Source organism: Amycolatopsis sp. NPDC051045 (assembly GCF_040682955.1).
Taxonomy (GTDB): domain Bacteria; phylum Actinomycetota; class Actinomycetes; order Mycobacteriales; family Pseudonocardiaceae; genus Amycolatopsis.
In genome coordinates this window covers 848,885-859,707 of record NZ_JBFBCC010000001.1, presented here as the reverse complement: position 1 = coordinate 859,707, position 10,823 = coordinate 848,885, and the positions used below count along the sequence as shown (strand labels likewise).

Here is a 10,823-nt window from a genome sequence, read left to right as displayed (position 1 = left end):
ACCCTCGGCTGGCGAACGCCAGCCGAGGCCCTCACGAAGCTACTGTTAGATCAACAAACGACAGGTGTTGCAACCACCGCGTGAATCCGCCTGGCATTCACGGACTTGTCAGGCGTCGGACTCCGGACGGCCGTCCGCCGCCCAGGCCGTGTGGAACGAGCCTTCGCGGTCCACCCGCCGGTAGGTGTGGGCACCGAAGAAGTCCCGCTGGCCCTGGACCAGCGCGGCCGGCAGCCGGTCCGCGCGGAGGCCGTCGTAGTAGGCCAGCGCCGTCGAGAAGCCCGGCGTCGGGATGCCGAGGCGAACGGCCGTCGAGATCACCGAGCGCCACGAGTCCTGCGCGTCCTCGACCGCCTTGCGGAAGCCGCCCGAGGTGAGCAGCGTCGGCAGCTGCGGCTCGTCGGCGTAGGCCGAGGTGATGTCGTTGAGGAACTTCGCGCGGATGATGCAGCCGCCGCGCCAGATCGAGGCGACCTTGCCGAGGTCGATGTCCCAGCCGTACTCCGTCGCGCCCGCCTGGATCTGGTTGAAGCCCTGCGCGTACGCGACCACCTTCGACGCGTACAGCGCCTGCTCGACGTCGTCGGCGAACCGCTCCAGCGACGAACCCGACAGCGGCGCCGCCGAAGGACCACCGAGACCGCGGGCCGCCGCGCGCAGCGACTGGGACCCCGACAGCGAACGCGCGAAAACGGCTTCGGCGATGCCCGAGATCGGCACGCCGAGGTCGAGACCGATCTGCACGGTCCAGCGGCCGGTGCCCTTCTGCTCGGCGGCGTCCTCGACGACGTCGACGAACGGCTTGCCGGACGCGGCGTCGACGTGCGCCAGCACCTCGGCGGTGATCTCGATCAGGTACGAGTCCAGCCGCCCCGTGTTCCAGGTCCGGAAGACGTCGGCGATCTCGGCGGGGGCGTAGCCGCCCGCGTGCCGGAGCAGGTCGAACGACTCCGCGATCAACTGCATGTCGGCGTACTCGATGCCGTTGTGCACCATCTTCACGAAGTGGCCGGCGCCGTCCGCGCCGATGTGCGTGCAGCAGGGCTCGCCGTCGACCTTCGCCGAGATGTCCTCGAACAGCGGGCCGAGGGACTCGTACGACTCCTTCGAGCCGCCGGGCATGATGCTCGGCCCGTGCAGCGCGCCCTCCTCGCCACCGGAGACGCCACTGCCGACGAAGTGCAGCCCGCGCTCGCGCAGCGCCTTCTCACGGCGGCGCGTGTCGGCGAAGTGCGCGTTGCCGGCGTCGATGATCACGTCGCCCTCTTCGAGCAGCGGCGCGAACTCCTCGATGACGGCGTCCGTCGGGCCGCCCGCCTTGACCATGATCACGACCTGCCGGGGCCGCTCCAGCGCGTCGACGAAGTCCTGCGCGGAGTACGCCGGGATGAAGTCGCCCTCGTCGCCGAACTGCTCCACCAGCGCGCGGGTCCGCTCCTCGGACCGGTTGTGCAGGGCCACCGTGTGGCCGTGCCGGGCCAGGTTGCGGGCCAGGTTGCGGCCCATGACCGCCAGGCCGGTGACCCCGATGCTCGCCTTCTTGCTCATCCGAATCCTTCCGAAGTCTCTCTCGATTCACCCTAAGGCACTGCGCGGCTCCGCCGCTCCGTTGAGGGTGGTGGCGGGGGCATGGATGGATAGTCCGATCGACGCCTCAAGGAAGGCCACGGAGGAGCAGCTCACCTAGTTCAGGAGAAGCAGCGGATCGGGCCGCGGTTGATCGCGACCATGTCCGTGACCGCCGCCAGCAGGTCGATCTGCGCGCCCCACTCGGCGCCGTCCAGCTCGGCGTACGCGCGGTGCAGGTTGCCCGGCAGCCGCTCCTGCTCGCTCAGCGACGCGAACTCGCCCAGGTCCGTCTCCTCGGCCAGCTCCAGGGGCGACAGCCCGGCGGCCTTCCCACGCTCGGCCGTCTGCTGGACGAAGGCCAGGTACCGGTCGACGGTCTCCACCACGGAGAGGTCGCACGGGCCGCCGTGGCCGGGCAGGATGACCTCGGGCTCGAGCTCGCGGATGACGTCGAGCCCGGCGCGCCAGCCGGCCACCGAGCCCATCAGCGCGAACGGGCTGCCGCCGTTGAACACCAGGTCACCGGCGTAGAGGACCCGCTGCTCCGGCAGCCAGACCAGGACGTCGTTGGTCGTGTGGGCCGCGTGGCCGGGGTGGATCAGCTCGAGGGTGACGTCGCCGGCGTGCACGGTCAGCCGGTCGTCGAACACGACCTCCGGCGGCCGGGACTCGAGCTCGCCCCAGTCGCTCCCGACGAAGATGCCTTCGAAGGTCTGGATGCCCTCGGCGACCATCAGCTCGCGCGTCTTGCGGTGCCCGATGATCGTGGCGCCTTCGACGAGGTAGTTGCCGTTGGTGTGGTCGCCGTGGTGGTGGGTGTTCACCAGCGTCGTCACCGGGCTGCCGGTGGCGCCCTCGACCGTCTCGAGCAGCGCGCGCGTGCGGCGCTCGGTCGAGCACGTGTCGATCAGCACGGTGTGGTCGCCGGCGTCGACGAACCCGCAGTTGTTGATGTACCAGGAGCCGTCCGGCTGGACGTAGCCGTGGACCCGGTCGGCCAGCCGGGTGACGGCGGCGGCGGAGGGCGAACGATCGGTCACCGGGCCACTATGCCCGAGAGCGGGCTCCGCCGGTTGGCGGAAAAATTACGAATTCACTGGTCCAGGCGAGTGAAGACACAGGTGACTGGCATTCCGCGGCGTTTCCTGGAACGCTGCGCGATGTCATCATCGAGATCCGCAAGGTGAAGCACTAACCTGGGTGGGTTCGATAGTTCGCGTGCGACGGCGGCCGGTGGCCGCCGTTGCTTGGTAGTGGTCCGGGAGAGCAGGGCGATGGCCAGCACCGTCACCTCGCGCCGGAAGCAGCTCGGGAACGAGCTCCGGCATGCCCGCACCGCGGCGCGGATGACACAGCAGCAGGTCGCCGAGGTCCTCGGCTGCACCCAGGGCAAGGTCAACAAGATCGAGTCCGGTGCCGTCGGGGTGAAGCTCGGGGATGTGCGATCGATGCTGAACGCGTTCGGGATCAACGGCGAAGAGGCCGACACGCTGATGAACCTGGCGCGGGCCGCCGCCGGGCAGCGCGGCCACTGGTCGGGCTACCGCTCGGTGGTGCCGCACTGGTTCCGCACCTTCACCGACCTGGAGCCCGCGGCCGCGGAGATCCTCACCTGGCACGGTGAGCGCATCCCCGGCCCGCTGCAGTCCGAGCACTACATGCTCAAGCAGTTCACCGAGGCCGGCGCGACGGACGTGACGTCGCTGGTGCGCAACCGCCTCGACCGCAAGGCGGTGTTCGAGCAGCAGCAGCCGCCGTACTACCGGTTCATCATCAGCGAAGGCGCGCTGCGCCGGGCACCGGGCGGGTACGCACCCGCGGTGATGCTCGACCAGGTCGAGCACCTGCTCTCGCTCGAGAAGCACCCGCGGGTCTACGTGCACGTACTGCCGTTCGGTGCGCGGCTGGCCGCGGTGCCCAACGACTTCACGATCATGCGGTTCCCGGACCGCACGCGCGACTTCGTCTACATCGAGCACTCCGCCGGCGGGCTCTACCTCGACGACGTCAAGGACTTCAACATCTTCGTCGACTCGTGGGACCGGCTGCGTGGAGCCGCGCTGGAGCGCCAGGAGACCCGGCAGTTCCTCAAGGAGCTCGCGGAGGGTTACCGCGCCCAGATGCAGCAGCTCCAATAGGGCGAATGGGCCTGTCAGCTGTCCCGTGCGGTGAACAACTTTCGGTAAGGTCAGCCTGTTGCACTCGAATTGACCGGAAGTGCCGCCCGAAGGGGACATCGTGGACCCCGACTTCCTTCCCGATGCCGTCGACCTCGACCGGCCGAACATCGCGCGGATCTACGACTGGGCGCTCGGCGGCACCGCGAACTGGGCGATCGACCGGCAGTACGGCGAGCAGGCGGTGCAGGCCTTCCCGCTGGTGAAGGCGCTCGCCCGCAGCAACCGCGACTTCCTCGGCCGGGCCGTGCGCTACTGCCTGTCCGAGGGCATCGCGCAGTTCCTCGACCTCGGCTCCGGCATCCCGACCGCGGGCAACGTGCACGAGGTGGCCGACGACCACGCCGACGACTGCCGGTGCGTCTACGTCGACCACGAGCCCGTGGCCGTCGTGCACGGGCGGATGCTGCTCGAGGAAACGGGCGACCCCGAGCGCCACGCCGTCTTGCACGCCGACCTGCGGGACGCCGAAGAAGTCTGGGAAGCCGCGCTGGCCACCGGGGTGCTCGACCCGGACCGGCCGATCTGCCTGCTGACCGTGGCGGTGCTGCACTTCCTGCCGGACGTCACGGGCGTCCGCGAAGCGATCCGCGACTACCGGAAGCTCCTGGCCCCCGGATCGGCGTACGTCCTCTCGCACGCGACCGAATCCGGCGTCGAGGGCGAAGAGCTGGAGCAGATCAGGAAACTCGTGAAGCTGTCCGAGCGGTCGAGTTCGCCCGCGGTGTCCCGGTCGCTCGACGAGATCGCCGCGTTCTTCGGTACCTTCGACGTCATCGAGCCCGGGATCGTGCCTGTGGGAGAGTGGCGCCCCGAGCCCGGCGCCGCCACGGTCCCCCTCGCGAGCGTGGTCGGCGGTGTCGGCCGCAAGCCTGGAGGACTCAACACATGACGACGCAGGACCCCGAAGCCCCCGAAGGCGTCGACCTGGACCGGCCGAACGCGGCCCGCATCTACGACTGGTTCCTCGGCGGCGACGCCAACTGGGCCATCGACCGGCAGTTCGGCGAGCAGGCGGTCAAGACCTTCCCGATGATCAAGACCGTCGCACGGGCCGGCCGCGACTTCCTCGGCCGGGGTGTCCGGTACCTGGCGCGCAACGGCATCGACCAGTTCCTCGACCTCGGTTCCGGCGTCCCGACGGTCGGGAACGTCCACGAGGTCGCGACGGAGGTGAACCCGGACGCGCGGTGCGTGTACGTCGACAACGAGCCGGTCGCGGTGGCCCACTCGCAGATCCTGCTGGAGCAGGAAGGCGTCGCGGGACGGCACGCGGTCCTGCAGGGCGACCTGCGCGACCCGGCCGACATCTGGAAGCGCGCGCTCGACACCGGCGTCCTCGACCCGAACCGCCCGATCGGCCTCATCATGGTCGGCGTCCTGTACTTCCTCGGCCCCGGTGAGCCGGTGGCGCAGACCATCCGGAAGTACCTGTCGCTGCTGCCGTCCGGCTCGTACTTCCTGTCCTCGCACCTGACGAGCGACGGCCTGCAGGAGATGGCCGACGCGGACAGCCGCGAGACGATCATGAAGCAGTACAACCAGTCCAGCACGCCGCTGCACCTGCGCACCCGCGCGGAGTTCACGACGTTCTTCGACGGGCTGGAGCTGGTGGAGCCGGGCATCGTGTACCTGCCGGAGTGGCACCCGGAGGAGATCGAATCCAAGGCCACGAAGAAGCTCGCGAACGACCCGGCGTTCGTCGGTCACCTCTGCGGCCTGGGCCGCAAGCCGTGACGGCGGCCGCCTACGACGCGGTCGCCGTCCAGTACGCCGAATTCGTCGGCGAGGTGTGGGACAAGCACCCGCTGGAGCGGGCGGCTTGGACGGCGTTCGCGGACTGCGTGCGCGGCCGCGGCCCGGTCGCCGACCTGGGCTGCGGGCCCGGCCACCTCACCGTGCACCTGCGTTCGCTGGGGCTCGACGCGTTCGGCATCGACCTGTCCCCGGCGATGATCGAGCTGGCCCGCGCGGCGGAGCCGTCGGTGCGGTTCGAAGTGGGTTCCATGGCGGCGCTGGAGCTGCCGGACGCATCGCTCGCCGGCATCCTTTCGTGGTACTCGATCATCCACACGCCGCCGGCGCAGCTGCCCGGGTACTTCGCCGAATTCGCCCGAACGTTGGCGTCCGGCGGTCACGTTCTGTTGGGCTGCTTCGAATCCGGCGGCGGCCCCTTGGCCGAGTTCGACCACAAGGTGACGACGGCGTACTGCTGGCCGCTGGACGAACTGGCGGGGATGGCGGCCGCAGCGGGACTCGCCGAGGTGGGACGCGTGTACCGCGAGCCGGGCGCGGACGAGCGGCCGCTCCGACACGGTGCCTTGCTCCTGCGGAAACCTCAGCCTTGACGTGCGAAAGCCCCGGTTCCGTGGGGAACCGGGGCTTTCGGTGGTGGGTACGGCAGTTCAGGCGTCAGGCGCGCGAGCCGATGCGGCCGCGCACCAGGGGCGTCAGGTCGATCGCGGCCTCCAGCGGCCGGGTCGTGCGGACCCCGTCGGAGTGCCGCCGCAGCGGGAGGTCCTGGTCCGTCGCCCACGTCGTGGTCTTGCGCAGTGGCGCCTGGATCAGGCTGAAGCCGAAGCGGTTCCGCAGCTCGTCGCCGATGCCCCGGCGGCCGCGGTGTCGTTCGTCCTCGCGGCGGAACAGCGAGTTCACCCGGACGGCCATTCGTCTACACCCCCAGCTCTCGTCGCGGTGCCTGGGCGGGCTCGCCGCCGGAAAACGCTTCCCGGCCTCTGGTGCGGACCAGGTCGGTCGTGGCCCCGGTGGGCCGGCCCACGACCAGCGCACCCGGTGGTGCGCTGTCCTCGACGATCACGCTGATCCTCCCCCATGAGGTCCTGCGGTGGCTTGGATCGGTTCGCTGCGGCGCTGGTTCGTTGCCACACTGGTTCGTTCGACACTTCGGCCTGCCTCGACGACCGCCCGCCGCGAGCAGGGAGTCATTCACCGACACCAGCGCCCCGGCCGATGCGATTAATCCTACTCCTGGAATAATCTTCATGTCGAGGCCGGACCTAGTTGATCACCCGCTTGGCCCTGTGGCTTGCTCCATTGAGACACTGAGTAGCCGGGAGCGGGTGCTTTCGACCAGGTCGCGACCACGCCCCCCATCGATCCTCGGAGGTACGACCCATGGCGGATTATCCGTCGTTCGCGGATTACGATCCGAACACGGCCGTGTCCCTGTTCGAAGAGGCCGCCTGGGAGAAGTCGTTCGCCAGTGAGCCCAACGGCGGCAGCTGCGTCGAGGTCAACCTGGGCTCCGACGGCCTGATCGGCGTCCGGGACACCAAGCTCGCGACCAGTCCCGTCTTCGTGTTCGACACCGCCGAGTGGGAAGCGTTCCTGGTCGCCGTCAAGGCCGGGCAGTTCGACCTGCCCGCCTGAGCCGGTGACCGTGGTCACCTCGCTGCGGCCGATCGTGTCCGTGGAAATGGTGAAGGCCCCCTTCCCCGTCCTCTACGGTGAAGGAGGCCTTCGCGACGGCGTGGATACGTCCGAGCGCCGACTGTGAGGGCAATCTCACCCGATTGCCGGGAGTTCCCCGCCCCGCAACCGGCTTCGGGTCCGGCGCCAGGCCACCACGACGAGCACCACGAGCCCGATCAGCGGCAGCGTGCTGATCGCCCAGCTCACGCCCATCGGCGGCCCCGGCTGTTCCAGCACCGGCAGCGCGCGCAGCTCGCCGGTGCCGGAACCGGCGGCGCCGTTGACGGTGAAGCGGAACGTCCAGTCGCCCGGCCGGGGCATCGAGCGGACGTCGAGGCCCCAGACGTCCCGTTTGCGCGGGTGGCGCACCAGGGGCTGCGTGCGGTTCCGCCCGCCCTCCGGGTTGAACATCGTGAGCGTGCCGGACTTGTCCCCGATCCCGCCGTCGGGGATGAAGGTGAAGTCCAGTGACTGCATGGCTTTCAACGGCCAGGTGCTGAACCCGACCGTCAGCCCGTACGGTCCGGCCTGCACCCGCTCGGTGTGCACGATGTTGACCGGCTCGTAGGCGTTCGCCGGCGCCGCGGTGGCGAAGAGCAGGCCGGCGACGGCGGCCAGGGCGAGCACAGCCCGTCTTTTGGGGGTTCCGGGTGGCGGAGTCCCCGGCCGGGGCGGAGCCCCGAATGACAACGTCTTACGCATCAGCGGTTTCCCCCTTCTTCGCGGGTGCCAGCAGGCAGAGCATCCCGCCGAACCGCCACCCGGCGAACCCGCCGAGCAGCCCCAGCGCCGCGCTGAGCACGGCGGTCGTCATCAGGTACCAGGCCGGCGGCAGGTGCGCGCCGGTGTAGAGCAGCACCCGCTGGAGCGGCACGCTCAGCCCGAGCAGCAGCCCGGCGACCCCGCCGGCGACCACGGACACCCGGCCCGCACGCCACCCCCGGCGGCGTCCGGCTAGGTACACCAGCTCCATCAGCGCGGCCACCGGCAGCAGGGCCATCGGCGTCAGCGACGGCATCGCCGGCACCCCGGAAACCGCGTCCCGCAACGGCAGGCCGACCATGTCGGCGTAGGCCTGGGCCGCCCACGGCGAGAACCACCAGAACACCGCCTGCACCGCCGCGACCAGCGCCGCGGTGCCGACCGCCCCGCCCGGACGGCGGAAGAACCCGGCACCGACGGCGACCAGCAGCACGGCCATCATCGACGTCCCGAGCGCGACGGCGTCGGCGTAGTCGTCCGGTACCTGCTGCAATCCGAGCGCCAGCACCGGCCCGAACGTCAGCAGCATGGTCAGCGACGCCAGCGTGCCGAGCCGGCCCCAGCGGTGCGCACGCGCCGCGGCGAACACCGCGGTCGTGCCGATGAGCGACACCGTGATCGACAGCAGCAGCCCGATGTGCGGCGGCGAGTCGATGACCGCGTCGAAGCCGTAGAGCCCGTGCCACCACTGGTCCCACAGCCCGTACAGCAGGAACGTCGCCGCGCCGACCCCGGAGACCAGGTACCCGAGCGGGGCCGCGAACGCCCGGCCGAACACGTTGACCACGCGCCCGCCGATCCGCGGGTCGACCGGCCGTCCCGCACGCCGCGCCGCCGTCGTCAGCAGCACCACGGCGAGGCTCGCCAGGCCGACCACCGCGCTGCCCGCGTACAGGAACAGGTGCGGCAGCGTGAAGAACGTGTCCGGCCCGACATCGTCGTGCCACTGGATGTCCCAGGTCAACCCGACCAGCGACAGCAGCGACCCCCCGAGCACGACGTTCGCGGGCAGCAACCCCGTTCGCGCCTGTTTCGCCACCGACGTCGTGTGTACGCCGGATGCGGTGAGATCCATTCCCCCGACCCTCCTTTACTTGACCAACACGGGAAAAACGACTTGGGCGCGCCCGCCGGGGCCGCGCAGCGACACGGTGATCTCCCACTGTCCGGCCATCGGCAGCCCGACGTCCGCGACGCGGAAGCGGCCGGGCCCGTCCGGTCCGGCGGGCACCGGCGCGAGCGCGTGCCCCATCTGCGCCATGACCGGCGCGACCGTGACGGCTTCGGGTGCGGGCCCGGCCACCGCCACTGCGAACGTGTTGCCGCCGATGCGCGGCTCGTCCGCGGAGAACTGGACGGTGTACGGTCCCGAAACCGCTTGCTGCGTGGTGGGTTTCGCACCGCCGCCGCCCCAGAGCAGCCACGCGGCCCCGGCCGCGACCAGCAGTGCCACGACGACGATCGGCAACGTCGGGCGTTTCATCGTCCGGCTCCGGTCGCCGGGACGTCGACCACCGCGGGGACGGTGAGCACCTGGTAGCCGCGTTCGGCCTGCAGCCAGATCCGGTACCGGCCGGGCTCGGCGAAGGTGTAGGTGAAGCTGACGTCCGGGCCGTACGCGGCGACGGTCTCGTCGGGGCGGCCGAACTGGCCCGCGACCGGCGGGACCATCGCGTGGACGTGCGCCCACGTCGGTGCTTTCGCGGCGGACGGCCCGGGTGGCCCGGTGAACGGACCGGTGATGATCAGGTGACCGAGCATGCCCAGCCACGGCTGGAGGTCCTGGGCGGGGAAGTGCGCGGTGATGGTGGTCGGCGTGCCTTGGCTGATCGTGAGTTCGACCGGGGTGCCGTCGACCGTCCGCGGTCCGGCGCCGGGTGGTTCGGGCGCGGGCGCGGCGGTACCCTTCATGTCCACAGTGGATCGAGCGAGCTGGACCCCGCCGCCGCGCCGGGCGAGTTCCGCGGCCACGGCGTACGTGCCCGCCTCCGGATCGGCGAGGCGGACGCGGTAGTCGCCGGGGCCGACGCGCACCGGGTGCAGGTGGCTCAGCCGGCCGGACGGCGAGACCAGCACCAGGTGCACGAGGGCGTTGTCGTGGATCAGCAGGTCGTCGACCGGGCGCCCGGTGGCGCCGTCGGTGAGCCTCAGCTTCAGGGTTCCGAGCTGGGCTTCGACGGCGAGGTTCACCGGCGGCCGCGAGTAATCCACTGTGGACAGCGGCGCGTTCGCGTACGGATCGGTGACGTTGTCGAACGTGGGGTCCAGCTGGCTGCCGGGCGCGGGCGGCGGGGGAGTGCTCGCCGACAGCAGCGCACCGGTGACGGCGACGGCGATCGCGGCGACCGCACCGGCCGCCGGGACGAGCGCGAACGCGGTCCGCTTGGCCCGCACCCCCACGATCAGGGCCAGCAGCAGGAACACACCCGCGGCGACGAATCCGCCGTAGGTCGCCCGCTCCCACGGCGGGACCACCCGCGCGGGCACGATGAACGGAATCGTCGCCGCAGGGCCGGTGCCGTCGCTGAGCGAGAGCTCCCACGGCCCCGGTTTGTCGACTCGGAGATTCCCCGCGTAGACGCCCGGCTCGGCCCCGAGGACCACGTCGGCTCGCGAACTCGTGACCCCGTCGGCCGCGGCGGCCAGGTGCAGCGTGCCGGGCGCGGTGCCCCGGTGCGTCACGACGTCGACTCGCAGCGGTGACGGCGTCGTGTCGACGCGGCGGATGATCACGGTCAGCTCGCGCGCACCGAGCGTCTGTGCCACTTGGACGTCGGCGCCGCTCGGTGTGCCGTCGGCGTGGGCGGTCCCGCCGCCGGCCGCGATCCCCAGTGCGGCCAGCAGGATCAGCAATGCCGCTTTCGATTTGTTCCCCATTGTGGG

The 10,823-nt window shown here is 70.8% G+C and carries 12 protein-coding genes and 1 pseudogene; 5 read left to right on the top strand and 8 right to left on the bottom strand.

The window, feature by feature from the left end:
* Positions 1 to 108 precede the first annotated feature (108 nt).
* Positions 109 to 1,548: an NADP-dependent phosphogluconate dehydrogenase gene (gene gndA / locus AB0M80_RS04120; RefSeq protein WP_364558485.1), complete on the bottom strand. Its 1,440-nt coding sequence runs from the start codon at positions 1,546 to 1,548 to the stop codon at positions 109 to 111.
* A 140-nt stretch (positions 1,549 to 1,688) separates the two neighbouring features.
* Positions 1,689 to 2,609: an MBL fold metallo-hydrolase gene (locus tag AB0M80_RS04115; protein ID WP_364558482.1), complete on the bottom strand. Its 921-nt coding sequence runs from the start codon at positions 2,607 to 2,609 to the stop codon at positions 1,689 to 1,691.
* Positions 2,610 to 2,843: 234 nt separating this feature from the next.
* Here AB0M80_RS04115 and AB0M80_RS04110 point away from each other — a divergent pair, with 234 nt between their 5' ends.
* The 4 genes and pseudogenes from AB0M80_RS04110 to AB0M80_RS04095 all read left to right on the top strand — a co-directional run bounded on the left by AB0M80_RS04110 (position 2,844) and on the right by AB0M80_RS04095 (position 6,094).
* Positions 2,844 to 3,707 (top strand): helix-turn-helix transcriptional regulator, encoded by an 864-nt coding sequence (locus AB0M80_RS04110; protein ID WP_013222333.1) that lies wholly within the window; start codon positions 2,844 to 2,846, stop codon positions 3,705 to 3,707.
* 100 nt (positions 3,708 to 3,807) lie between these two features.
* Positions 3,808 to 4,657 (top strand): annotated as a pseudogene (locus AB0M80_RS04105) (SAM-dependent methyltransferase); the annotation flags it as partial.
* A 16-nt stretch (positions 4,658 to 4,673) separates the two neighbouring features.
* A complete protein-coding gene (locus tag AB0M80_RS04100; protein ID WP_364558587.1) occupies positions 4,674 to 5,483 on the top strand; it encodes an SAM-dependent methyltransferase in 810 nt (269 codons plus the stop codon).
* Positions 5,480 to 6,094, top strand: coding sequence for a class I SAM-dependent methyltransferase (locus AB0M80_RS04095; RefSeq protein ID WP_364558480.1), 615 nt, complete (start codon positions 5,480 to 5,482; stop codon positions 6,092 to 6,094). Before AB0M80_RS04100 ends, AB0M80_RS04095 begins: the two co-directional genes overlap by 4 nt.
* A 64-nt stretch (positions 6,095 to 6,158) precedes the next feature.
* On the opposite strand, the gene AB0M80_RS04090 is transcribed toward AB0M80_RS04095, so the two are convergent.
* Together AB0M80_RS04090 and AB0M80_RS04085 are read right to left on the bottom strand one after the other, a co-directional pair.
* Entirely contained in the window at positions 6,159 to 6,413 is a 255-nt protein-coding gene (locus AB0M80_RS04090; protein ID WP_364558478.1) for a hypothetical protein, read from the bottom strand.
* 4 nt (positions 6,414 to 6,417) lie between these two features.
* Positions 6,418 to 6,564 carry a hypothetical protein gene (locus AB0M80_RS04085; RefSeq protein ID WP_364558477.1) on the bottom strand — a complete coding sequence of 49 codons (147 nt, stop codon included), beginning with the start codon at positions 6,562 to 6,564 and terminating at the stop codon, positions 6,418 to 6,420.
* A 317-nt stretch (positions 6,565 to 6,881) separates the two neighbouring features.
* Between AB0M80_RS04085 and AB0M80_RS04080 the strand changes: the two genes are divergently transcribed.
* Complete coding sequence (locus AB0M80_RS04080; protein ID WP_364558475.1) at positions 6,882 to 7,136, top strand: DUF397 domain-containing protein; 255 nt, start codon at positions 6,882 to 6,884, stop codon at positions 7,134 to 7,136.
* 135 nt (positions 7,137 to 7,271) lie between these two features.
* Here the strand turns inward: AB0M80_RS04080 and AB0M80_RS04075 are convergent, their stop codons facing one another.
* The 4 genes from AB0M80_RS04075 to AB0M80_RS04060 all read right to left on the bottom strand — a co-directional run bounded on the left by AB0M80_RS04075 (position 7,272) and on the right by AB0M80_RS04060 (position 10,817).
* Positions 7,272 to 7,805: a hypothetical protein gene (locus AB0M80_RS04075; RefSeq protein WP_364558472.1), complete on the bottom strand. Its 534-nt coding sequence runs from the start codon at positions 7,803 to 7,805 to the stop codon at positions 7,272 to 7,274.
* Positions 7,806 to 7,872: 67 nt separating this feature from the next.
* Positions 7,873 to 9,015: a hypothetical protein gene (locus tag AB0M80_RS04070; RefSeq protein ID WP_364558469.1), complete on the bottom strand. Its 1,143-nt coding sequence runs from the start codon at positions 9,013 to 9,015 to the stop codon at positions 7,873 to 7,875.
* A 15-nt stretch (positions 9,016 to 9,030) separates the two neighbouring features.
* Positions 9,031 to 9,423, bottom strand: coding sequence for a hypothetical protein (locus AB0M80_RS04065; RefSeq protein ID WP_364558467.1), 393 nt, complete (start codon positions 9,421 to 9,423; stop codon positions 9,031 to 9,033).
* Positions 9,420 to 10,817 (bottom strand): hypothetical protein, encoded by a 1,398-nt coding sequence (locus AB0M80_RS04060; RefSeq protein WP_364558464.1) that lies wholly within the window; start codon positions 10,815 to 10,817, stop codon positions 9,420 to 9,422. Before AB0M80_RS04060 ends, AB0M80_RS04065 begins: the two co-directional genes overlap by 4 nt.
* Between the last annotated feature and the right edge of the window lie 6 nt (positions 10,818 to 10,823).

Excerpts from the sequence above, each read along its gene's own strand:
- AB0M80_RS04110 (WP_013222333.1), top strand. The coding sequence starts at position 2,844 with ATGGCCAGCACCGTCACCTCGCGCCGGAAGCAGCTCGGGAACGAGCTC.
- gndA (WP_364558485.1), bottom strand. The coding sequence starts at position 1,548 with ATGAGCAAGAAGGCGAGCATCGGGGTCACCGGCCTGGCGGTCATGGGC.
- AB0M80_RS04060 (WP_364558464.1), bottom strand. The coding sequence starts at position 10,817 with ATGGGGAACAAATCGAAAGCGGCATTGCTGATCCTGCTGGCCGCACTG.
- AB0M80_RS04080 (WP_364558475.1), top strand. The coding sequence starts at position 6,882 with ATGGCGGATTATCCGTCGTTCGCGGATTACGATCCGAACACGGCCGTG.
- AB0M80_RS04065 (WP_364558467.1), bottom strand. The coding sequence starts at position 9,423 with ATGAAACGCCCGACGTTGCCGATCGTCGTCGTGGCACTGCTGGTCGCG.
- AB0M80_RS04070 (WP_364558469.1), bottom strand. The coding sequence starts at position 9,015 with ATGGATCTCACCGCATCCGGCGTACACACGACGTCGGTGGCGAAACAG.
- AB0M80_RS04090 (WP_364558478.1), bottom strand. The coding sequence starts at position 6,413 with ATGGCCGTCCGGGTGAACTCGCTGTTCCGCCGCGAGGACGAACGACAC.